Raw genomic sequence first — 22,635 nt, forward strand, 5'->3', positions numbered from 1 at the left:
CACGTCGACGAAAGGTAGTGCTCATGGCGAAGGACCCGAAGCCAGCGAAGGACCCCCGGAAGCCGGCCACCGGGACACCGGTCGGCGATCAGCCAGCAGGGCCGACGCCCGCAGGGGTCACCCCCACCGGCGGCACACCGGCCAATCAGCCCACCGGCGGCACCTCCGCCGCACGTGCCGAGGACCCGCTCCGGGTCACCCGTAGCGGGGTCATGTGGACGGCGACGGTGCTGGCGTTGGTGTTCCTGGTGCTGCTGATCATCTTCATCGCGCAGAACACCAATACGGTGCAGCTGCGCTACTTCGGGTGGGAGGGGACGGTCCAACTCGGACTGGCACTGTTCGTTGGAGCGGTCGGCGGCGGCATCATCGTCGCCATTGCCGGAGCGGCCCGCATCGTCCAATTGCGCAGCCACGCCCGCAAGGCCCAGCCGAAGGCACCCAAGAAGGCCCCAAAGAAGGGCTAGGACCCGGCTGCCACTTCGCGGGCCCAGGCCGTGATCGCCACGGCCGACCCATCGGTGATGTCCAGCACCGGTGACGGGTCGGCCCGCTCGCGGTCGGGAACCTCCGGGTCGCGCTCACCGGGGTGGCGGATGGTATCCGGCGCGGAGGCCGCGGAATGCCCCTCCCGGCCCGAGCGCAACGGAAGTCGGGCCCGCGCGGCGCCGGCATACGGGGCCACCAGCGCGGTGCCCGGGGTGGGAACCCCCGCGGTGGCCATGGCGTTCCATCCCAGTTCCGCCGTTGCACTGGAGCCCGGTTCCAGGATCACTGCCGCCAGGCCGGCATCCTCGGTCATGAAGGATCCGCCCCGGTAGAACAAGACGTTCATCGCATCGCCCTCGGCGTTGTCGAAGACGATATCGGGGTAGTTCCCCAGCCGACATGCCTGCCCCGAGGTGTTGGTGACCCGCAGCAATTGGGAACGGTGTCCGGTCGCGGCGTCCCCGATGCCGAATTCGCTGTGCACCGCATCCCCTGAACACCAGTGTCCGCCCTCGGGATGCGCGGAACCGGGAGCCCCCTCCTCGACGGCCGCCGAGACGTCGGGGTGCCCGAAGTGCTTCGGTGCGGGGGGCGGTTCGGAGACAGCCGGGGTCGTGGCCCGGGGTGCCGCAGCGGCCAGCGAGATCGCCGCCACCAGCACGACGGCGAAGCCCAGTGCCGGCAGAATATCCACGATGGCGCGCGTACCCCGCCATGCAGGAGACTTCCTCCCCGACGGTGCGGTGGCAGCTTCGGTGGAGTGTCGGCTCACCAGGACCGCGACCGCCGCGGGAATCCAGCCCCACACCAGCCCCCAATAGGCTCCTGCCCCGACCTGTGGCTGGACTCCTGAGAAGATGAACGACCACCGTGCCGGGGGCCATCCGGCAACGATGGCGCCCAGGGCCAGCAGCGCGCCCAGCAGGGCTGCGGCAGCGACCACGCACGCCCAGCCGGCCAGGAAGAGAGCCAGCGGTTTCGGGCGGGGAACCTGTCGCAGCACCGCAGGCAGCAACGCCAACAGAAGCGAACCCAGGGCCAGCGCGGCGGCCAGTGGAACGAGGAAGGGCCAGGGTGCCGGAATCCCGGCCAGCCCGGATGGCCCCGTGGCGGGAATCAGTGGCTTCAGGGCGGTGATGACCGGCCCGGTGCCGGGCGCGGCGATCCACTGATTGATCAGCGTGGCCACCAGCCAGACGCCCGCGGCGGTCACCGCGGCCCACAGGGCAACTGCCGGGCGGACGGAAACGGGGCGCTGCGGGGTCATTCCCGGAGTGTACCGGGCACGATCCCCCGCCGCGTCCTCGTTCCGCCGGCCGGCCGGTGACTGGTCAGCCCTTGCGGGCCTGCCTGATCAGTTCGGCGCAGCGTTCGCCGATCATCATGGTGGTGATATTCGGGTTTACGGTGACCTGTTCGGGCATCACCGAGGCGTCGGCCACGCGCAGCCCCTGCACGCCCTTGACCCGTAGTTCGGGGTCCAGCGGCGACATCTCGTCGTCGGCGGGCCCCATCCGGACACTGCCCACCGGGTGGTAGACCGTGTTGTGGGTGCGCCGGATGTAGTCGGCGATTTCCTCATCCGACTGGGCCTCCGTCCCCGGGTAGAGCTCACGCCCGGCCCATTCGGCCATGGCCGGCTGGGAGACGATCTCGCGGGCCTTGCGGATGCCGGCGATCATGACGCGCATGTCGTGACCTTCTGGGTCGGTGAAGTAGCGCGGGTCGACCTTGGGCTTATCCCGGAAGTCGGCGCTGCGCAGGCGCACGGTGCCGCGTGACTTCGCGTGGGTGACATTCGGTGTCAGGCAGAAGCCGTTCTCCGTGGTCGGGTAGCCCTGACGCAGGGTGTGCATATCGAAGGGCACCGAGCCGTAATGCATCATGAGGTCGGGGCGGTCCAGCCCTTCGGTGGTCTGCGTGAAGATCCCGATCTCCCACCACTGGGTCGACTCGGAAACCATCGGCTTCTTCGCTTCCCACTGGATGACCCCCTCGGGGTGGTCCTGCAGGTGTTCGCCCACACCGGGGGAATCCACGCGGACCTCCACCCGGTTCTGCTTCAGTTGCTCCGCCGGGCCGATGCCCGAGAGCATCAGCAGTTTGGGCGAATCGATGGCACCGGTGGAGACCACGACCTCTGCGCGTGCGTTGAGCTGGTAGGTCTTGCCGAACCCGTTGTCGACGACGGCCACACCGGTGCACCTGTTCTCCTCGTCGAAGGTCAACACCTTCGCGCGCAGCCCGGTCAGCAGGTGGAAGTTCTTCCGGTCGGCAATCGGGTGGATATAGGACACCGAGCTGGAGGAGCGGGTTCCATCGGCCCTGCGGTTGATCTGGAAAAAGTTCGCACCGTTGGTGACGGTTTCGTTGTTGTTGAACTTCGCCCGCGGGATGCCCGCCTGCTCGGCGGCGTCCAGTACTGCCACACCGCTGGGGTCCGCCGGGGGGACGTTCATCAGGTGGACGGGCCCGGAATCTCCGTGGTGCGGGGCGTCAGGCCCCGCGTCCTCGTTGGTCTCCAACTGTTTGTACAGCCGGAAGGCGGTCTCGGCGTTCCAGCCGGTGGCCCCGTACTTCGACTCCCATTCGTCCAGGTCCTCGCGCGGCGCCCAGAAGGCAATGCACGAGTTGTGGCTGGAGCAGCCGCCCATCACCTTGGCGCGGGCGTGGCGCATGAACGAGTTGCCGTTCTCCTGCTCCTCGATCGGGTAGTCCCAGTCGTAACCGGACTCAAGCAGTTCCATCCAGCGGTCCAGCTGCAGGATCTCGTCGATTCCCCGGTCATCGGGCCCGGCTTCGACCAGGGCCACCTCGAGGGAGGAATCCTCGCTGAGTCGTGCGGCGACCGCGGCGCCCGCGGATCCACCGCCGACGATGATGTAGTCGTAGGTCGAACCATCCAACGTCTCGAAATCAGTCATCTCAGTACTCTCCTTGCTCAAGATCGGGAACGGGTTAGGCGCGATCGGCGAACCAGCCGGTGACCTGCGGAGCCGTGTTCTGGTAGATGTGCTTGGCTTCCTGGTACTCGCCCAGGCCGGTCGGGCCGAGCTCACGGCCGACACCCGACTGGCCCATGCCGCCCCATTCTGCCTGCGGCAGGTAGGGGTGGAAGTCGTTGATCCAGATGGTTCCGTGACGCAGGCGTCCGGCCACCCGTTGGGCGCGTCCGGCATCCTGGGTCCACACGGCGCCGGCCAGACCATAGATCGTGTCGTTGGCGATGGCTACTGCCTCGTCCTCGGTGGAGAACGTCTCGACGGTGACCGTGGGGCCGAAGGCCTCGTCCGCGACGACCGACATGCCCCGGCTGACCTGGTCCAAAATGGTCGGCAGGTAGTAATGCCCGGCGCCCAGCCCGGCACCATCCTCCTCCGTGGCGGCACGGCCGCCGGTGCGCAGGCGGGCCCCCTCGGCGACCCCCTTCTTGACGTAGGCGTCGACCTTCTCCAGGTGGGCGGCGGAGATCAGCGGACCGGTTTCGGCGTTGTCGTCATAGGGGCCGCCGATGCGGATATCCTCGGCTCGGCGAACCAGTTGATCCACGAAGGCTTCGGCGATGGATTCGTGGACGACCAGCCGGGCCCCGGCGGAGCAGACCTGGCCGGAGTGCACGAACGCACCGTTGAGGGCATTGTCCACGGCGGCGTCGAAGTCGGCGTCGGCGAACACGATGTTGGGGTTCTTTCCGCCCAGTTCCAGCGCGACCTTCTTCACGGTCCCGGCGGCGCCTGCGGCAATCACCCGACCGGTGACCAGACCGCCGGTGAAGGAGACCATGTCGATGTCCGGGTGCGTCGACAGCGGAGCACCCGCGGTCGCTCCGGCACCGGTGACCAGGTTTGCGACGCCGTCGGGCAGTCCGAGCTCGGCGAAGACGTCCATGATCAGGATGGAGGTAGAGGGGGTCAGCTCGGCGGGCTTGAGCACGAACGAGCAGCCCGCGGCGATGGCCGGGGCCATCTTCCAGGCCGCCTGCAGCAGCGGGTAGTTCCACGGGGTGATCATCGCGCATACGCCCACCGGTTCGTAGGCGATCCGGGAGACGACCGTATTGTCCCCGGCGTCCACGACGCGTCCGGCATCCTGACCGGCCAGCCGGCCGAAGTACTCGAAGCAGTTGGTGATGTCATCCATGTCGATGCGCGATTCCAGGATCCGCTTGCCGGTGTCACCGGTTTCGGCGCGGGCGAATTCCTCCTTGCGCTCGCGCAGCCGTGCGGCGACCTTCAGCAGGAAGGCACCGCGTTCGGGGGCGGGCACCGAGGACCAGACTCCGGAATCGAAGGTGGCACGGGCGGCGGCGATCGCACGCTCGGTATCGGCAGCTGCCGCCTCGGAGGCAGTGGCCACGTGGGTGCCATCGGCCGGGCAGATGATATCGCGGGTTTCACCGGAGGCGGCCGCCTCCCATTGCCCGCCGATGAACAGCGTGTGCTGGTTGGGGTAGGGGGTCTGCGGGGTAGCGGTCATGGCTGCTCCTTCGGGTTGGGGGGTGCTTCGTCTTCGGTGGCGATGGAGGTGCCGAAGAAGGCGAACCGGTTGCTCGGCCTCCGGCACGGCTCTCGGAGCCGTTCACCGGAGGGCGGCACGGCATGTGGGTGCCGGGCAGATCCGACCGGTTTGCTCGAAGTCATATTCAGCACAGTAACAAGAAGGGGAGTCTGCGCGGAGTGCCCGCGCATGTTAGCACGGGATCTGGGTGAGCAAACGCACACCAGAACCCGGTGATCGCCGGCCCCGCGCCCCCTTGGCTCCTGCGTTGGCGTGACGGAGGATGGGGGCATGTGGTTCGGCTGGATCGAATTCGATGTGCTGCTTGGCGACGTTCACTCGCTGAAGGCCAAACGTGCCCTGGTCCGGCCCCTTCTGGCCGAGATGCGGCGGCGCTTTGAGGTGTCCGTCGCCGAAACGAGTCATCAGGACCTGCACCGCCGGGCCGGGTTGAGTGCCGGCGTCGTGGCAGCGGAGGCGGCCCACGTGATCGAGGTGCTCGACGCGGTCGAACGTTTGGTCGCCGACAGGCCCGAAATCGAGCTTCTCAGCGCTAGACGCCGGCTCCACTCCTCCGAGGACGAGTAGAGCCGGCTACGCCACGGTTCTATGTTCCGGAGGCGACGTCCTGCACGGCAGCGGCGACAGCAGGAGCCACCCGCGGGTCCAGCGGCGAGGGGACAATGTGCTCAGCGGCCAGATCCCCGGCGACCAGGTCGGCGATGGCTCGGGCCGCGGCGATCTTCATCTGCGCGGTGATCCGGCGCGCCGAAGCATCCAGGGCGCCGCGGAAGATCCCCGGGAAGGCCAACACGTTGTTGATCTGGTTCGGGAAGTCGCTGCGCCCGGTCGCGACGACCTCCGCATAACGGGCGGCGACCTCGGGCATGACCTCGGGATCCGGATTGGACAGCGCGAAGATGATGGCGCGCTCGTTCATGTTCGCCAGGTCCTCTTCGGGGACCTGCGAGGAGGAAACACCGATGAAGGCGTCAGCCCCGTCGAGGGCTTCGCGGATCCCGCCCATGATGGAGTCCCTGTTGGTCCTGGCCGCATATTTGGCCTTGATCGGGTTCAGGTCGTCGCGGTCGCGGTGGATCACGCCCTGCGAATCCACCAGCACCACGTCCCCGACACCGACGGTGAGAAGGATCTCGGTGATCGCGATACCGGCGGCGCCGGCGCCGGAAACGACCACCCGCAGCCCGGACAGCTCCTTATCGACCACCCGGACGGCATTGGTCAGCGCAGCCAGAACCACGACGGCCGTTCCATGCTGGTCATCGTGCATCACCGGGCAGTCCAAGGCCTCGATGAGACGCTCTTCCAATTCGAAGCAGCGCGGTGCCGAGACGTCTTCAAGGTTGACCGCCCCGAAGCTGGGACGAAGCCGGACGAGAGTCTCAATGATCTCGTCGACGTCGGTGGTTTCCAGCACCAAGGGAATGGAATTCAACCCACCGAATTCCTTGAAGAGTGCGCATTTGCCTTCCATCACGGGCAGGGACGCCGCGGCGCCGATGTTCCCGAGGCCCAACACCGAGGTGCCGTCGGAGACCACGGCCACCAGGCGTGAAGCCCAGGTGTAGGCGGCATGCTTGGCGGGGTCCTCGGCGATCGCCCGGGAGACCTGGGCGACACCGGGGGTATAGGCGATGGAAAGGGCCCGCGTGGAATCCAAGGCCATCGTGGACTCGACGGAAAGTTTCCCGCCTTCATGGGCGGCGAAAACCTCTTCGGTTCGCACGGGCGTCGCGGGGCCGGGGGTGGTTTCAGGGGTGGTCGTGGTGGACATGAGGATGCTCCTGGAGAAAGTCTGCCGATCGGGAAGCGGGCCTGGCGCGGATTCCGCGGACTGCACGTTTCCGGCGACCGGTTCGTCACGCGAAGGGCAGCCTGCCCTGCTCTGCGGAGGCCAGCCAGGGGTGGTGGCTCGCGGCGCTGGCGCAGTGGTCAGTACTTTCTTTAGACCGTTGTTCACCAGAGTAGGGCATCACCTGACCCATCCCCAGCATTCCGGTCGCGCTACCGCCCCTGAACCGGCGCGGAACCGGGCGCTGTCGCTCGACCCTGGGCGTCGATCTGACGCGCATTGGCCAGCACTGGTAGTTTGCTCCGGGCTTCTTCGACGTCGCCGGCTTCCACCTCGACGACCGTCAGGCGAGGGCCGGTTGGCCCGGAGGCCAAGGTGGCTCCCAACGGAGAGATGACACTGCTGTGTCCTACGCCCAAGGGGGTGCTGCCCGTGGCCGGTCGTCCACTGGCTGCGGGGTCCGCCTGATCGCAGGCGATCACGAACGTCGTCGTGTCCACGGCGCGGGCACGAACCAGGATGTCCCACTGTTCGGCCTTGCCGGGGCCGTCGCCCCACGAGGCGCACACGATGTTGACCACTGCCCCGGCCGCGGTGTTAGCCCGAAAAAGGTCGGGAAAACGCACGTCATAGCAGGTGGAAAGACCGAACCTGACGCCTTCGATCTCGAAGGTCGCGATCGAGTCACCGGCGGTCACCGCATCGGATTCGGCGAAACCGTAGGCGTCATAGAGATGGATCTTGTCGTAGCTGGTCTCCACCCCGGGCCCGGTGGCCAGCAGCGTATTGCGCACGCGGCCATTCTCGCCGGGGGTGAACATCCCGTGGACCGTGACGATCCCCAGTTCGGCCGAAAGCGAGCGGATCCGCTGGGCCCAGTCCCCGTCCAACGGTTGGGCCACTTCGGCTAGCGGGTTGCCGAAGGCGCACATGGTGGCTTCGGGAAAGACCACGACGGCGGCCCCGGCGTCTCGAGCACGGGTCGCCTGATCACGGACGACCTCGAAGTTGGCCTCGAGATCGGCGATGGAGTTGATTTGGGCCAAGGCGATTTTCAACGGCATGTCTTCGAGGTTGCCATACGGGGCCGATCCACCCAAGGCGTGAATCGGCAAGGCATGATGGTCCTATTCCACAGGAGACCACTGCCTTGACCAAAACCACCCAGCATGAGGCCTTATCGGCGTCCGACGCTTCCCGTTTGGCTCGGGCGCTGGGAGAGTCCGCCGACGCGACGGTTTTCGTCGACGGCACGGCACTGCGCCTGCCATCGACGGCCGCTGACGCCGTCCTGGATCTGCTGGGCCGGCTGGCCGCGGGGGAAGCCATTGTGCTCAGCACCGCCGAGCGGTGGCTGAACACCTCGCAGGCCGCCCGCTTGGCTGGGGTGTCCAACACCTATATGCGCAACCTCACCGACGCGGGAACCATCCCGGTGGAGTACCGGGGCAGTCACCGCAGGATCAAACCCGCCGATGTCGCCGCATGGGTATCCTCCCGGCAGACGGAAGCCCCGTCCTCAGAACCTCGTGGCGGCGAAGCTTCTCAGTAAACATCCTGCTGGTAACAACTGTTGCCTCATGGTGAACCCATGTTGCTACGATGTGAGGGTGAACACACCAGAGAACCCCACCGCCCCGGACAGCGAAACGTTGCCCACCGAATCCGAGCTTGCCCTGGAGCGTGCGGAGGCCTCGTCCCGCCACGAAAGCCTGTTCTCCGAACGTGCCGCCAATATCAAGCAATCCGCCGTTCGGGACGTCTTCGACATCTCACTGCGCCCCGGCTTGGTCTCGCTGGCCGGAGGAAACCCCTATCTCTCCTCGCTTCCCTTGGAGAAGATCGGCCAGATGGCCCATCATCTGATCGCTCAGGAGGGGTTGACCGCCCTGCAATACGGTGGCGGCAAGGGAACGATCGAGCTGCGCCGGCATATCTGTGACGTGATGGCGGAAGAAGGCATCACCGACGCCGACCCCGAGAACATCGTGGTCACCACCGGCTCACAGTCAGCCCAGGACGTGGCCTGCAAAGTCTTTTGCGACCCCGGAGACGTCGTCCTGTGCGAGGATCCCACCTACGTCGGGGCATTGAATACCTTCGAGGCCCACCAGATTCAGGTGGAATCTGTTGCCATGGATGAGAACGGCCTGGTCCCGGACGCCCTCCGTGAACGAATCGCCGCGGTCACGGCCACCGGCAAGCGGATCAAGTTCCTGTACACGATCCCGAACTTCAACAACCCCTCGGGGATCTCGCTGGCCGCCGAACGCCGTCAGGAAGTCGTCGACATCTGCCGTGAGGCCAATATCCTGGTCCTCGAGGACAACCCCTACGGGCTGTTGAAGTTCGACGGCGAGCCCTACCCGACGTTGCGCGCGAACAACCCCGAAGACGTGATCTACATGGGTTCGTTCTCCAAGATTTTGGCCCCCGGCCTGCGTATCGGCTGGGCCCTGCTGCCCGAACACCTGACCCGCAGGTTCTACTTGGCTAGCGAGGCAGTGGTCCTGTGCCCACCAACCCTGAACCAGATGCTGATCACCAGCTACCTCGACGGACATGACTGGCGCGCCCAGATTTCCGCCTACCGTGGCCTGTATGCCGAGCGCTGCACCGCAATGCTCTCTGCCCTCGAGGAGCTCATGCCGGCCGGGGTGCACTGGACGACGCCGACCGGAGGCTTCTTCATCTGGGTCACCCTCCCGGAGGGGATCGACACCTACCCGTTGCTGGCCGAGGCCATCGATGATGGTGTCGTCTTCATTCCCGGGGCGGCCTTCACCCCCGGGGACGAGCCGAACAACCGGCTGCGCCTGGCCTTTAGCGCCATCGACCCGGAGAAGATCCACGAGGGCATCAAGCGTCTGGCAGTGGTGTTGAAGCGCGCCATCGACGCCGCCTGATCACTGCCGGACGTCGACCTGCTCGTGGAACCACGGCCGGATATCGAGGGTGATGCGGTTCCGGGCGCCCTGAGGGCCCGTCTCTCCGTCCAGGTCATAAGCCTCGTCGCCGGCCCAGGCCACAATGGGGCTACCCTCGTCGTTGCGGGCACCCACACTTTTGAATACTGCCGGCTCGGCGGCGCGAGCTGCGGCCATCGCCTCTGCCGCGGTGCGGTGATCGGTCAGCCAGCTCAGGGTCATCCACGTGGGCGGGACCAGTTCCATGGCCCCGCGGGCGTGCCGCTCGAGTGCCTCGGCGGGAGTCAGCCACGCGTGATCGACATGCTCGTCGGGACTGAGCCGAAGCCGCTGTGAAGCAGCTAGCTCCACCGTCGCGAGGAAGAACCAGGTGAGCAGTCGTTTCGGAACGCTGGGCGGCGGTGCCCAGACGGACAGTGGGGCCAGGTCTTGTTCGTTGATGACCACCCCGGTCTCCTCCCACGTTTCACGTACACCAGCCTGCCGGGCGGCACCGAGGAGCGGCTCCACGGAATCCTGCGGGACTTCATCCCGATCCTCCGGGTCGACGTGACCTCCGGGAAAAACCCAGGCCCCGGCAAAGGAGCCACGATGGGAGGGCCGTTCCAGCAGGAGGACCTCCAGCCCGCGGGGCGCATCGCGCAACAGGACGACGGTCGCCGCATCGCCGTGCAGGGCGGGCTCGACAGGGGATTCAGGCATGATCTGCTTCCCTTCCACCATCAGGTGTGTTCCGGGTCGGGGCCTGATAGGAGATGCCGCGGGACTCCAGTTCCTGCATCTGCAAGACCAGCCAGGGGCTGAAGGCCCAGGGGGTGGCGCGGACCGCGGCCACCAGATCCTGTGGGGCCACCCAATGGTGTTCGGAAACTTCGCTGGGACGGGGATCGGGGTTGGAGGCCGCCCGGGCGAAATACACCGGGCAGAACTCGTTTTCGACCACTCCCGAGGCGTCCACGGCACGGTAGGCAAAGTCAGGAATGACCATCTGAACCACGTCCAGCTCCATCCCGAGTTCGAACTCGGCACGACGGTGGACGGCATCCTGCCGGGGTTCGCCCGGTCCCGGGTGCCCGCAAACCGAGTTCGTCCACACTCCCGGCCAGGCCTTCTTCGCGAGGGACCGGCGCGTGACCAGGACGCGCCCTTCGGCGTCAAAGACATGGCAGGAGAACGCCAGATGCAGCGGCGTCGTCCTCGTATGCACCTCAGCCTTATCGGCGCTGCCGACCTCCTGGTGGTCGGCATCCAGCAGCACCACGCTTTCGATGGCGCCTGGTGTCTGCGTCCGAGTGCTCACGTTGGGTTCCTCTCCAGTTGTCCTGGGACACGTTCCGACATCCCGAGCGGGGTGCGGCTAGTCGAGCAGTAGTGCCGGTTCTTCCATGATCGCGGCGACATCGGCCAGGAAGCTTCCGGACAGGGCCCCGTCGACGACCCGATGGTCGAAGCTGCCACCCAAGGTGGTGATCCAGCGGGGGACGACTTCCCCATCGACCACCCACGGCTTCTGCCGGATGGTGCCGAAGGCGATGATGGCGACTTCGCCGGGATTGATGATCGGAGTTCCGGTATCGACGCCGAGGACCCCGATGTTGGTGACTGTCAGCGTTCCGCCGCGCATGTCCTCGGGACGGGTCTTGCCCTCCCGCGCGGTGGAGGTCAGGTCGTTCAGGGCCAGCGCCAATTCCTTCAGGCTCAGATCCTGCGCGTCCTTGAGGTTCGGAACCATCAGTCCCCGTGGGGTCGCGGCGGCAATACCGAGGTTCATGAAGTGCTTGACATGGATTTCGGCGCCCTGCTCGGTGTCCACCCAGCTGGCGTTGACCCCGGGGTTCCGTTCCGCTGCCCAGATCACCGCCTTGGCCAGGATCAGCAGCGGAGAGACCTTGATGCCTTCGAAGTCACGGGACTTCTTCAGTCGCTGGGTGAACTCCATCGTCCGGGTGGCGTCGACGTCGACGAAGATACTCGCATGCGGGGCGGTGGACGCGGATTCCACCATGGCCTTGGCGGTGGCCTTGCGGACCCCTCGCACCGGTTCGCGGGTCACCCGCTCCGAGGCGGCTCCACTGGGTGGACGGTAGGAGGTCAGGTCCTCGCGGGTGATCTGCCCCTGCCCTCCGGTGCCGCGGACCTCGGAGAGGTCGATACCCATATCCTTGGCGATCTTCCGCACCGGCGGCTTGGCGAGCACCCGATCCTGGACCTGGGTTTCCTTCGGCTTGGCCGGTGTTGCCGTGGCCGGGGCTTCCGGTACCTCGGTTGCAGACTGTGTCGCGGAGGTGCCCGGACGGCTGCGGGGGCGCCGCCGAACCGGATCCGCCTTCGGGCCCGATCCCACCAGCGGGCCGGGGGCCTGTTGGTCTGCGGGCTCTTCGGCCGGGTCCTCCACCGGTGGTGCGGCAGCGGTTGTGGGCGCCGGGGTCGCCTCCGGTACGGGCGTTGCCGGCGCACTCCTCGGCTGCCCGGCTTCGTCGACGGAGAACAACGGTTGGCCGACCTCGACGACCTGACCTTCTGCAGCGTGCAGCTCCGTCACCACCCCGGCATAGGGGCTGGGCAGTTCGACCAAGGACTTGGCGGTTTCGATCTCGACGAAGATCTGGTTGACCGCCACGGTGTCACCGGCTTTGACCTTCCAGGAGGCGATATCGGCCTCGGTCAGTCCTTCGCCGACATCCGGCAGGTTGAAGGTACTCATGGGTTGCTCCTTGGGCGCATGCTGTTCGGTGTGCCGGGCATCTAGTACTCGAACGAACGATCCACGGCATCGAGCAGCTTGTCGATATCCGGTAGGTATTGGTCCTCGACCTTGGCCACAGGGTAGGGCATGTGGAATCCTCCCACCCTGATCACCGGCGCCTCAAGGGAGAGGAAGGCCCGCTCGGAGACGCGGGCGGCGATCTCGCCGCCGATGCCGCCGAAGATCGGGGCCTCATGGGTGACGATCAGTCGGCCGGTCTTGCGGACGGAATCGGTGATGGTGTCGAAGTCGATCGGGCTGATCGAGCGCAGGTCGATGACCTCGATGCTGCGCCCGTCTTCCGTTGCGGCTTCGGCCGCGGCCAGGGCCACCGGAACCAGGGGTCCGTAGGTGACGATCGTGGCGTCGGAGCCCTCACGGATCACCTGGGCGCTGAAGGCATCCTGGGCCGGGTTCTCCGTGTCGACGTCGCCCTTGAGCCAGTAACGGCGCTTGGGTTCGAAGAAGATCACCGGGTCCTGGCAGGCGGCCGCCTGTTGGATCATCCAGTAGGCGTCATTGGGGTTCGACGGGGTGATGATGCGCAGGCCCGCCGTATGAGCAAAGAGGGCTTCGGGCGATTCCGAATGGTGTTCGATGGAGCCGATGCCACCACCGTAGGGGATGCGCACCACCACGGGGGCTCCGAAGCGGCCTTCCGACCTGGCCCGCATCTTCGCCAGCTGGGTGGTGATCTGGTTGAAGCCAGGGAAGACGAAGCCGTCGAATTGGATCTCGGCGATCGGCTGATAGCCACGCAGGCTCATGCCGATCGAGGTACCGATGATGCCGGATTCGGCCAGCGGCGAGTCGACCACGCGGTCGGTCCCGAAGTCAGCCATGAGGCCTTCGGTGACCCGGTATACGCCGCCGAGTCGACCGATGTCTTCACCGATCAGTAGTGATTTCGGATGCTCCTGAAGGACGCGTCGCAGACCGGAGGAAAGGGCCTTGGCCATGGTCATCCTGGTCACCGGTCACCTCCCATCTCAGGGGTTTCGCTCGGTTCAGCATCGCTGAACCCTGCCTCGTAGCGACGATGGAATTCCAGTTCCTCGCGGATCAGCGGGTGCGCCTCCGCATAAACGTTGGCGAAGGACTGCGCCAGCGTCGGATCCGGGAAGGCCATGGCCTCACGCCGGACCCGGGCAGCCATCTCATCTCCGTCGGCGGACAGTTGGGTGAAGAAGTCATCGTCGACGAGTTCGGCGGCGCGCAGGTACTTCTCCAGTCGCGTGAGCGGGTCCTTCCGGTCCCAGGACTCTTCTTCCTCGGTCGTTCTGTATTTCGTCGGGTCATCCGCCGTGGTGTGGGCGCTGCGCCGATAAGTCTGCGCTTCGATCAGTACGGGTCCGGCGCCACCACGGGCGTGCTCGAGCGCCCACCGGGTGACGGCATAGACGGCCAGGATATCGTTGCCGTCGACGCGAATGCCCGGGAACCCATAACCGGCGGCACGGTCGGCCAACGGCACCCTGGACTGGACCTCGAAGGGCACCGAGATGGCCCACTGGTTGTTCTGGCAGAAGAACACGACCGGGGACTGGTTGCTCGCGGCGAAGACCATCGATTCGTGGGTATCTCCCTCGGAAGAGGAGCCGTCACCGAAGTAGGCGACGACGGCGGTCCCCTCTTTGGCCAGCCGTTCCTCGTCCCAGTCGGTCTGGTCACGCTGGATACCCATCGCATATCCCACGGCATGCGGGATCTGCGCTGCCAAAACCATGGTGTACATGTGGAAGTTGTTCTCCCGTGGATCCCATCCACCGTTGGAGATGCCCCGGAAGACGCGCAGCATTTGCGGGAAATCGACATCCCGCGTCAGCGCCACACCGTGTTCCCGGTACGTCGGAAAGATGTAGTCGCGCGCCTCGGTGGCCCTGCCGGAACCGATCTGCGCCGCTTCCTGGCCGCGCAGTGGCACCCAGAGAGCCAGCTGACCCTGCCGCTGCAAGGCGGTGGCCTCTTCGTCGAATCGACGGGTGAGCACCATATCTCGGTAGAAGTCACGGAGCTGATCGGCATCCACCTCCGTCAGATAGGGCGAATACTCGCTATCGGTGACGAGTTCTCCATCCGGCGTCAGCAACTGGACCATATCCGTTGCCGTGGCCGCCTGGGCGGTTGAGGTCATGCGCGTGGGTACCCTTCACTTAGAAATATGCCTCCTGCGGCATAGGTTCCGCAGGAGGCATATAACGGAAATACCCCTCCAGCCTACTGGGCTGCGGCCCCGGGGCCGGAACTGGCTACCGGCTAGGAAACTGCGGGTCGTTTTGGATAGTTGCTACAAACCTCGAGGAACCGCGTGTTGGCTTCCTCCTCGCCGATGCTGACCCTGAGCCCCTCGTTGCCGAAGGCACGAACGGATAGCGCCTGTTCATCGGCGATCCGGGCAAAGTCGGGGGTATCGGCGCCGAAATTGAGCCAGATGAAGTTGCCCTGAGCATCCGGGACCTCCCAGCCGATGGCCCGCAATCCTTCCACCACGCGGGTTCGTTCGTCGACAAGGTGTTGTACCCTTTCGACAACTTGGTCGATGTTCTCGATCGAGGCGACAGCAGCCTTTTCGGCCAGGCTGGACACGGCGAACGGGGTGGCAATGACCCGCAGGTACTGCGTGATGGACGGATGCGAGATGGAGTAGCCGACGCGCAGGTTGGCCAGCGAGTGGGCCTTCGAGAAGGTTCTCAGGACCACGACGTTCGGGTACTTCCGGAACATCTTGATGCCGTCGACGGCATCCTCGAGACGAACAAACTCGTTATAGGCCTCGTCGATGACGATCAGCACGTTCGCCGGGACCGAGTTGATGAACTTCTCCACCTCGACGGTGGTCAGGGCGGGTCCTGTGGGGTTGTTGGGGGTGCACAGCAACACGACGGAGGTCTGCGCGTTCACGGCGGCCGCCATGGCGTCGAGGTCATGCCGCCCGTCGGGTAGGTTCGGGATCTCCACGGCATCCGCACCGGTGGTCTGCACGACGATCGGGTAGGCCTCGAAGGACCGCCAGGCATAGATGACCTCGTCGGCGACGTCATCGTCATTCTGGCCGGCAAAGGTCTGCAGGATCTGGGTCAGGGCACCGAGGCTCCCGGCGCCGGTGACGATGTCCTCGGCGGGAACGTCGAGGTATCCGGCGAGGGACTCACGCAGCTTCGTTGCCAGCGGGTCAGGGTACCTGTTGTAGTCCACCCCCTCGCGGATGGCGTCCATGACTGCCGGCACGGGAGGCAGCGGGTTCTCGTTGGAGGACATTTTGTAGGAGGTCAGACCGGCAACCGCGGTCGGAGGCTTGCCCGCGGCATACTTCGGAAGCAGGTCCAGCACCGGACGCGGTTGCACCTTGACGGGGGTGGCGGGGTTCTTATTGCTCATGTCTCTACCCTAGCGTCGCCTTGGCGTTCCCCGTCGCCTGCACCCGGCATGGCTCGCCGATCCATCGAGTCCACAACACGGGCCCTGCGTGTGGGGGTGTGGAAGGATGGCAGGATGCTGCGCTTCATCGTCAGAGTCATCGTCAATGCCTTGGCCCTCGCTGCCGCCGCCTGGTTGCTTCCGGGGATCTCCGTCGGCTCCTCGGCCGCCGCCCAGGCCACGGGAAATGACAGTTTGGGCACCGTAGTGGCCTACCTGTTCATCGGGTTGATCTTCGGGATCGTCAACGCGGTGGTCCGACCGATCATCAGCTTCCTCTCGATACCCATCACCTGTTTGACCTTGGGATTGTTCGCGATCGTCATCAACGCGGCCATGCTGCTGCTCACGTCTTGGTTGAGCAGCTACACCCCCATCGGCCTGCATGTGGACTCGTTCTTCTGGGATGCGGTTCTGGGGGCGATCATCATCAGCATCGTCTCGGCGCTGATTGGTTGGGTCGTCCCGGACCGCCACGAACGCTAGGAACCCACGCCGCACCTAATGCGGCGCGGTGCTGTCCAATGCCCGACGCCCGGGGCGCCGAGGCGAGCGTCGCACCGGTTTGATCCGAGCCTTGCGTGGCCCGGTGGACGGCTCGCGCCGGAGTTTGACGGTGGTCACGGTGGCCGTGCCGGCGCCGGCGAACACTGCCCCTAAAGTAGTACGGGCTTCCACGACGCCCGGGTCATCGCTGGCGGCCAGTTCGTCGGAAAGCTGCGTGTAGTTGCCTAATTGGTGGGCTGCCCCGAACCCGCCGGCCTCCAGGTCGGTATCCGGGGCATAGCCGTCGAAGTGCACGGTGACCTGGTTGCTGGTCTCGGGGTTCGGCCTGCCATCCAGGCCAGGCACCATGTCATCGACATGCTCCAGATGCAGGCCGCGGGTGGCGTCAGGCAGGGCCGTGCTGCCGACGGGAGAGCCAGTGGTGACGACGTATTCGACGTCGTACCGGGTGGAAAGGTTCTCATCGACGGCCAGGTTCGCCGCATGGATTCCTCCTTGGCTGTATCCGGTGATGACCAGCCGTTCCCCCGGGTGCGCCCCTGCCGATTCCAGCGCCTCGGTCGCCACTTGGGCCACATAGCTACTGCCCATCCCGGTCCCCTCGACGATGCCTGATTCGTCAAAGGGGTTCCTCGAGGCCCAATACCTTCCCTCCCGCGCCGGCTGGGTTCCCGGGATCGTCAGGACATGAACGGGCCCGCGTACCGTCTGCGTCGTGGTGACCAGGACCGCCCCCTCACCCGATACCTGGGCCTCCGCCCGCCGTTGGAGTTCCATCAGGTCTGGCAAAGTACCGCCGAAGGTCTCCGGTTCCGTCGTTGAGACGGCTCCGACGTGAATCGGCCGTACGTTGAAGATCGATCGCAGGGCGGCGAGGCCGGAGAGCCCGGTGGCCGCCCGGTCCGCCACACTGCTGCCAAAGGGACCCCCATGATTCCGGTCCCCCAGCAGGCGGGCGGCCATCGAGGATGCGGCCGCCACCGCGGGATTCGAGGAGGGGTAACCGCCCAGCAATAACCAGGAGAGTCCGTAGCCGGGGGCCACATTGATCAGGTCCTCGGTGGCCTGGGCGTCGGGATGACCATGGTTGGAGACGAACCGGTTCTGCACAGTGGCCGGCAGGACGGCGGACCGTCGCTGATAGGCCTGCAGGGCAGCCCGACGCTCGGCTTGCTCATAGGTTGCCCGGCTGGCTTCGAGGCCGGATCGGCACTCTGCCAAGGTGTCCCCCACCTCGATCGCCAGCTGGTTCCCGGAACGCAGATGCCCCTCGGCCGCGGAGGGGACCACCCGCCCCGTTGCGGTGATCGACGGACCGGCGTCTGCCAGCGCGGTGGTGATCAGCATCCTGACAGCGATCAACCGTTCACCCGCGCGGGACAGCAGTGCTGCGGCACGTTCGAATTCATCGAGCTGGAAGTCGACGCTCGGTGACCCTCCCGAGCTGACATGACTCATAAGGCGTCCTCCAGCGCCGACATCCGTTCGCCCTCGAAGACGACCAGGGCCCTTTCGAGGTCGCGCGGTAGTGCGTCGAGGTGACTCAGGCACGCCTCAAGCCTGCGGCGATACGCCATCCCCGCCGGAGACCTCCAGTCCACGTTCAGGGCGGCCAACAGTTGGCCCCTGGCTTCGGAAGCCTCCCCCAGGGCAAGACGTGTCCTGGCTTCCATCACCTCACGGTTCACCAGTCCCCCTCCGCCTTCGGGCCCCGATGGGACCTCCGCTCCATTGCGGATAGCCCCAACGCTAGGAGAACCCTCAGCAGAACACAGGCCCCGTCGTCGTCGTTGTGGATATCGGGCACCCACCCCGCACCGGGGGAGCCTGCAGTGCTCGCTGAGGCGCAGCTCATGAAACAATGGGCACCATGGCTGAATCCGCGCGCACATCCCTTGCATCCGAACCGCTGGCCCTCGGTGCCCTCGACGGCCGGTACCGTCCGGCAGTGGCCCCCTTGGTCGACCACCTTTCCGAGGCGGCCCTGAACCGAAACCGGGTCCACGTCGAGGTCGAATGGCTGATCCACCTCACCTCGCGGTCCGCACTTCCGGGCACGTCACCGCTGAGCTCCGATCACATCGCTGCCTTGCGGCGGATTGTCACCGATTTCAACATCGACTCGGTCTCCGAACTCGCCGAGATCGAGGCCATCACCGTCCACGACGTCAAGGCCGTGGAGTACTACATCAACCGCCGCCTGCCGGGGATCGGCATCGAGGAACTGACCCCGCTGGTCCACTTCGGTTGCACCAGCGAGGACATCAACAACCTCTCCTACGCGGTCGGGGTGAAGGATGCCGTCACGAAGGTCTGGCTCCCCGCGGCCCGGGCCCTGGTGGAGCAGATCAGTGCCATGGCCGAGACAACGCGCGCCGTGCCGATGCTTTCGCGCACCCACGGGCAGCCGGCCACCCCGACGACGCTGGGCAAGGAACTCGCTGTCACGGCCTGGCGGCTGACCCGTCAACTGGACCGGATCGAACGCACCGAATATCTGGGCAAGATCAACGGCGCCACCGGCACCTACGCCGCGCACTACGCCTCGGTCCCCGACACCGACTGGCAGGACATCTCCCGCACGTTCGTCGAGGGCCTCGACTTGGACTGGAACCCGCTGACCACCCAGATTGAATCCCACGACTGGCAGGCCGAGCTCTACGCCGACGTCGCCCGTTACAACCGGATTCTGCACAACTTCTGCACCGACGTGTGGAGCTACATCTCCATCGGCTACTTCGCCCAGGTCCCTGTGGCCGGGGCCACCGGCTCCTCGACGATGCCGCATAAGGTCAACCCGATCCGCTTCGAGAACGCCGAAGCCAATTTGGAGATCTCCAACGGCCTGCTGGACACCCTGGGCTCGACCCTGGTGACCAGCCGGTGGCAGCGCGACCTCACCGACTCTTCCTCGCAGCGCAATATCGGCACCGCTTTCGGCCACTCGTTGCTGTCCATCTCCAATGTGGCCAAGGGCCTGGAACGCCTCGACGTGGCCGAGGAGGTCCTGACGGACGATCTGGAACACAACTGGGAGGTCCTGGGCGAAGCAATCCAGATGGTCATGCGTGCCGAGGCCATCGCCGGGGTACCCGGGATGGAAAACCCGTACGAACGACTCAAGGAGCTCACCCGTGGACACCGGGTGGACGCGACCCGGATGAAGGAATTCGTGTCGGGTCTGGGTTTGAGCGAACTAGCTGCGGATCGCCTGAAGGAGCTGACCCCGGGCACCTATAACGGGATTGCCGCCGAACTGGTGGACCACCTGGATCGGTAGTTCTTAAGGGTCCCCCACGCCGGCACGGAGGTGGGGGACCACCAGTGGGGTGCCCGACTGCGGGTCGTCCATGATCTCGGCGCGCAGGCCGAAGATCCCGTGCACCAGCTCCGAGGTCAGGATGGACCGTGGGGATCCCTGCGCCCGAATCGCCCCGTCCTTCATCACCATCAGGTCCGAGGCGAAACGTGCCGCCTGGTTCAGGTCGTGCAGCACGGCCACGATCGTCCGGCCCTCCCGATTGAGCTCGGCAAACAGCTCCAGCAAATCGTATTGGTGGGCGATGTCCAAAAACGTCGTCGGCTCGTCGAGCAGGATGATGTCCGTGTCCTGGGCCAGCACCATGGCCAACCATGCACGCTGGCGTTGACCGCCGGAAAGGGAGGCCACGGGCGTTTTTTCAGACCCGAGGAGCCGGGTGCGTTCCAGGGCCCCGGCGATGGCCACGTCGTCGGCCGGGGACCATTGGCGCAGCAGCGTGTGATGGGGGTGCCGGCCGCGGGCCACGAGCTCCCCGACGGTGATCCCCTCCGGGGCCACCGCCCCCTGGGGCAGCAACGACACCCGGCGGGCCATGGTCCGCCCGCGCAGGCGAGCCACCGGTTCCCCGTCCAGGGTGATCTTTCCGGCGGCGGGCCGGTTGACCCGGGCGAAGGCCTTGAGCAGCGTGGACTTTCCGCAACCGTTCGGGCCCACGATGACCTTGAAGTCCCCTGCGTGGATGTCCAGGTCGAGGTTCTCCACGATGGTGCGGTTCCCGTAGCCCAGGCGGAGGGCCTCTGCCCGCAGGACGGGATCACGGGTCGGGGTTTCGGGGGTTGGGCGGCTCATGCCTGCCCCTTTCTGAATTCGTGGACGAGCAGAAGGCCCAGGTAGACCCCGCCGATGGCCAAGGTGAGGATCCCGACCGGCAGGGCCTTCGCCCAGGGGGCTTGTTGGGCGACGAGGTCGGCGGCCACCAGGAGCACGGCACCGGTCAGCCCGGAGAGCAGCAATTGGGGTCGGCCGCTGGCTGCCAGGCGCCGGGCGATATGCGGGGCGGTCAGGGCGATGAAGGCGATCGGCCCCGCGACGGCGACCGCCCCGCCGGCGAGGATGACGCTGAGCAGGACGGCACGACGGCGGGTGCTCACCGCCGGGGAGCCGAGACCTTGGGCGACGTCGTCCCCCATTTCGCTCAAGGCCAGCGGGACGCTCAGGAGGGCCAGCGGGATCGCACAGACGGCCAGCACGGTTCCGATGATCGCTGCATGCTCCCACGAACGCGCTTCGAGGCTTCCGTTCAGGTAAGCCGACAGCATGGTCGCCTGATCACGGGCCACCAGGTAGACGACATAGTGGGTGAAGGCTGCGGCCATCGCCGAGACACCGATGCCAGCCAGGATCATGCGCAGCGGATTCCCGAACCCGGTTCCGGTGCCGAGGGCGACGAGCCCGACCGCGGCAGCAGCACCAAGCACCGACCCCAGGGGAATCGAGGCAGCCCCGGGCAGCAGCAGACCAAAGAGGGCGGCACCCGCACCGGCTCCGGCGCTGACACCGATGACGTCGGGGCTGCCCAACGGGTTGCGGGTCACCGACTGGAACAGGGCACCCGAGAGGCCCAGGGCCGCCCCCGCGCCGACGGCCACGACCAAACGCGGGCCGCGTAGTGTCCCGAGCACGAAGGCCTGCTTACCGTCCTCGGCCCCGCCGAAGAGGGCCACGAAAAGTCTGGACGGTTCGATCCCGAGCCCGCCCATCGTCAGGGTCGCACATCCCCCCACCAGCACAGCAACCACCAGCAGGAAACCGACGGCCAGGGACCGTCGTGAAAGTGGCAGGGCGATGCCGGTGCCCAGGCGCAGGACCGGTCCGACGATCCGGGACGCCGCCGACACCTGCGCCGATGCGGCTGCATCGCGCATCGGAGACGCCGGTTCCGCCCCACCGTCGTGCCCCGGACGTGCCGGACGCGTGCTCAGATCACTCATGAGCGGTCCCCGAGTTTCCTGACCACCAGCAGCAGGACCGGGGCCCCCACGAACGCGGTGACCACACCCACCATGAGTTCCTGCGGGCGCAGCAACACCCTGCCGATGACGTCGGCGGCGAGCAGGACCACGGGCCCGACCAGAAGGGATCCGATGAGTTGACGGCGCATATCCAGTCCGACCAGGGCCCGGACGATATGCGGTACGGCCAATCCGATGAAGGCGATTGGCCCGACGGCGGCGGTGGCGGCGGCACTCATCAGGGTCGCCGCTCCGAGCCCACCGGCACGGATAAGCCCAGTATGCACGCCGAGCCCCGTAGCGGCATCGTTGCCCAGGGCCAGTGCGTTCATTCCTCCGGCGACGGCGAACGCCATGACGAGACCCAGCAGCAAGAACGGCAGGACCGAGAAGAGTTGGGCAGAGGCGCCGTGGTGCAGGGAGCCGACGACCCAGAAACGGTAGTTGTCGAAGGTTTGGGGCAGACTGAGCGCGATCCCCTGGACGTAGGCGGTGAGCACCGCGGTGACGACGGCGCCGGCCAGAATCAGTCGCACCAGGTTGGCGCTGCCGGATCCCGCGGTGCCCACGACGTAGACGGCTACCGCTGCCATCCCGGCCCCGACCAGGGCCACCCAGACCGCCGCCGGGGATCCCAAGGTCAGGCCGAAAAGTGCCGTGCAGGTGACCATGGCCGCCGCAGCACCGGCATTGATGCCCAGCAGGCCGGGGTCGGCTAGCGGGTTGCCGGTGGCGCTTTGCATCAGGGTCCCGGCCACGGCCAGGGCGGCGCCGACGGCGACACCGAGCAGGGTGCGTTGGTAGCGGGCGTCGAATACGGCAGCCAAATAAGGGTCCGCGTGACCGCCGAGGGCGTCGAAGACCTGGGCCAGGGTGGTGGGCTTGGAACCCAGGGTCAGGCTCGCCAGAACGACGACGGCCAACACCAGCAGGCAGCCCAGGTACACGGGTGCCACCCGCGGCAG

At 66.4% G+C, this 22,635-nt stretch carries 22 protein-coding genes; 6 read left to right on the plus strand and 16 right to left on the minus strand.

Annotated features, from left to right (window positions below; translation table 11 throughout):
* Positions 1–23 precede the first annotated feature (23 nt).
* A complete protein-coding gene (locus FM101_RS15840; RefSeq protein ID WP_086996569.1) occupies positions 24–467 on the plus strand; it encodes a LapA family protein in 444 nt (147 codons plus the stop codon).
* Here FM101_RS15840 and FM101_RS05385 read toward each other — a convergent pair.
* The 3 genes from FM101_RS05385 to FM101_RS05395 all read right to left on the minus strand — a co-directional run bounded on the left by FM101_RS05385 (position 464) and on the right by FM101_RS05395 (position 4,965).
* On the minus strand, positions 464–1,756 hold the full coding sequence (locus FM101_RS05385; RefSeq protein WP_086996572.1) for a DUF4232 domain-containing protein: 1,293 nt from the start codon (positions 1,754–1,756) through the stop codon (positions 464–466). The two genes, FM101_RS15840 and FM101_RS05385, sit on opposite strands and share 4 nt — an antisense overlap.
* Before the next feature lie 64 nt (positions 1,757–1,820).
* Positions 1,821–3,413 (minus strand): GMC family oxidoreductase, encoded by a 1,593-nt coding sequence (locus FM101_RS05390; RefSeq protein WP_086996575.1) that lies wholly within the window; start codon positions 3,411–3,413, stop codon positions 1,821–1,823.
* Between the two features lie 34 nt (positions 3,414–3,447).
* Positions 3,448–4,965, minus strand: coding sequence for an aldehyde dehydrogenase family protein (locus FM101_RS05395; RefSeq protein ID WP_086996578.1), 1,518 nt, complete (start codon positions 4,963–4,965; stop codon positions 3,448–3,450).
* A 312-nt stretch (positions 4,966–5,277) separates the two neighbouring features.
* Here FM101_RS05395 and FM101_RS05400 point away from each other — a divergent pair, with 312 nt between their 5' ends.
* Positions 5,278–5,574: a DUF503 domain-containing protein gene (locus tag FM101_RS05400; protein WP_086996581.1), complete on the plus strand. Its 297-nt coding sequence runs from the start codon at positions 5,278–5,280 to the stop codon at positions 5,572–5,574.
* A 19-nt stretch (positions 5,575–5,593) separates the two neighbouring features.
* Here FM101_RS05400 and FM101_RS05405 read toward each other — a convergent pair whose 3' ends face one another.
* Together FM101_RS05405 and FM101_RS05410 are read right to left on the minus strand one after the other, a co-directional pair.
* A complete protein-coding gene (locus tag FM101_RS05405) occupies positions 5,594–6,781 on the minus strand; it encodes an NAD(P)-dependent malic enzyme (protein WP_086996585.1) in 1,188 nt (395 codons plus the stop codon).
* Between the two features lie 230 nt (positions 6,782–7,011).
* Positions 7,012–7,857: a carbon-nitrogen hydrolase family protein gene (locus FM101_RS05410; protein ID WP_086996777.1), complete on the minus strand. Its 846-nt coding sequence runs from the start codon at positions 7,855–7,857 to the stop codon at positions 7,012–7,014.
* 92 nt (positions 7,858–7,949) lie between these two features.
* Here FM101_RS05410 and FM101_RS05415 point away from each other — a divergent pair, with 92 nt between their 5' ends.
* Both FM101_RS05415 and FM101_RS05420 read left to right on the plus strand, forming a co-directional pair.
* A complete protein-coding gene (locus FM101_RS05415; RefSeq protein ID WP_086996588.1) occupies positions 7,950–8,351 on the plus strand; it encodes a helix-turn-helix domain-containing protein in 402 nt (133 codons plus the stop codon).
* Between the two features lie 58 nt (positions 8,352–8,409).
* Positions 8,410–9,705, plus strand: coding sequence for a PLP-dependent aminotransferase family protein (locus FM101_RS05420; RefSeq protein ID WP_245806624.1), 1,296 nt, complete (start codon positions 8,410–8,412; stop codon positions 9,703–9,705).
* Here FM101_RS05420 and FM101_RS05425 read toward each other — a convergent pair whose 3' ends face one another.
* From FM101_RS05425 to FM101_RS05450, 6 genes are all read right to left on the minus strand, one after another.
* Complete coding sequence (locus FM101_RS05425; protein WP_179204245.1) at positions 9,706–10,428, minus strand: NUDIX hydrolase; 723 nt, start codon at positions 10,426–10,428, stop codon at positions 9,706–9,708. It lies immediately after the preceding gene.
* Complete coding sequence (gene idi, locus FM101_RS05430) at positions 10,421–11,026, minus strand: isopentenyl-diphosphate Delta-isomerase (RefSeq protein ID WP_245806625.1); 606 nt, start codon at positions 11,024–11,026, stop codon at positions 10,421–10,423. Before idi ends, FM101_RS05425 begins: the two co-directional genes overlap by 8 nt.
* 57 nt (positions 11,027–11,083) lie before the next feature.
* Positions 11,084–12,430, minus strand: a complete 1,347-nt coding sequence (locus tag FM101_RS05435) for a dihydrolipoamide acetyltransferase family protein (protein WP_086996596.1) — start codon at positions 12,428–12,430, stop codon at positions 11,084–11,086.
* Between the two features lie 41 nt (positions 12,431–12,471).
* Positions 12,472–13,446 (minus strand): alpha-ketoacid dehydrogenase subunit beta, encoded by a 975-nt coding sequence (locus tag FM101_RS05440; protein ID WP_086996598.1) that lies wholly within the window; start codon positions 13,444–13,446, stop codon positions 12,472–12,474.
* Positions 13,443–14,606, minus strand: a complete 1,164-nt coding sequence (gene pdhA, locus FM101_RS05445) for a pyruvate dehydrogenase (acetyl-transferring) E1 component subunit alpha (RefSeq protein ID WP_245806626.1) — start codon at positions 14,604–14,606, stop codon at positions 13,443–13,445. Before pdhA ends, FM101_RS05440 begins: the two co-directional genes overlap by 4 nt.
* Positions 14,607–14,728: 122 nt before the next feature.
* Positions 14,729–15,850, minus strand: coding sequence for a histidinol-phosphate transaminase (locus FM101_RS05450; RefSeq protein WP_086996601.1), 1,122 nt, complete (start codon positions 15,848–15,850; stop codon positions 14,729–14,731).
* A gap of 114 nt (positions 15,851–15,964) precedes the next feature.
* Between FM101_RS05450 and FM101_RS05455 the strand changes: the two genes are divergently transcribed.
* Positions 15,965–16,375, plus strand: coding sequence for a phage holin family protein (locus tag FM101_RS05455; protein ID WP_086996605.1), 411 nt, complete (start codon positions 15,965–15,967; stop codon positions 16,373–16,375).
* A gap of 15 nt (positions 16,376–16,390) precedes the next feature.
* Here FM101_RS05455 and FM101_RS05460 read toward each other — a convergent pair whose 3' ends face one another.
* Complete coding sequence (locus FM101_RS05460) at positions 16,391–17,854, minus strand: hypothetical protein (protein ID WP_086996606.1); 1,464 nt, start codon at positions 17,852–17,854, stop codon at positions 16,391–16,393.
* A complete protein-coding gene (locus FM101_RS05465) occupies positions 17,851–18,069 on the minus strand; it encodes a hypothetical protein (RefSeq protein WP_143269226.1) in 219 nt (72 codons plus the stop codon). The genes FM101_RS05460 and FM101_RS05465 overlap by 4 nt, the downstream gene beginning before the upstream one ends.
* Before the next feature lie 197 nt (positions 18,070–18,266).
* Here FM101_RS05465 and purB point away from each other — a divergent pair, with 197 nt between their 5' ends.
* Complete coding sequence (gene purB / locus FM101_RS05470) at positions 18,267–19,676, plus strand: adenylosuccinate lyase (protein ID WP_086996785.1); 1,410 nt, start codon at positions 18,267–18,269, stop codon at positions 19,674–19,676.
* A 3-nt stretch (positions 19,677–19,679) separates the two neighbouring features.
* Here the strand turns inward: purB and FM101_RS05475 are convergent, their stop codons facing one another.
* From FM101_RS05475 to FM101_RS05485, 3 genes are read right to left on the minus strand one after another with little or no spacing between them, the layout of a single operon-like run.
* Positions 19,680–20,507: an ABC transporter ATP-binding protein gene (locus tag FM101_RS05475; protein ID WP_086996612.1), complete on the minus strand. Its 828-nt coding sequence runs from the start codon at positions 20,505–20,507 to the stop codon at positions 19,680–19,682.
* Entirely contained in the window at positions 20,504–21,649 is a 1,146-nt protein-coding gene (locus FM101_RS05480) for a FecCD family ABC transporter permease (RefSeq protein ID WP_245806627.1), read from the minus strand. The genes FM101_RS05475 and FM101_RS05480 overlap by 4 nt, the downstream gene beginning before the upstream one ends.
* Positions 21,646–22,626 carry a FecCD family ABC transporter permease gene (locus FM101_RS05485; RefSeq protein ID WP_245806628.1) on the minus strand — a complete coding sequence of 327 codons (981 nt, stop codon included), beginning with the start codon at positions 22,624–22,626 and terminating at the stop codon, positions 21,646–21,648. Before FM101_RS05485 ends, FM101_RS05480 begins: the two co-directional genes overlap by 4 nt.
* Between the last annotated feature and the right edge of the window lie 9 nt (positions 22,627–22,635).

This window comes from Arthrobacter rhombi (assembly GCF_900163545.1).
Taxonomy (GTDB): domain Bacteria; phylum Actinomycetota; class Actinomycetes; order Actinomycetales; family Micrococcaceae; genus Arthrobacter_H; species Arthrobacter_H rhombi_A.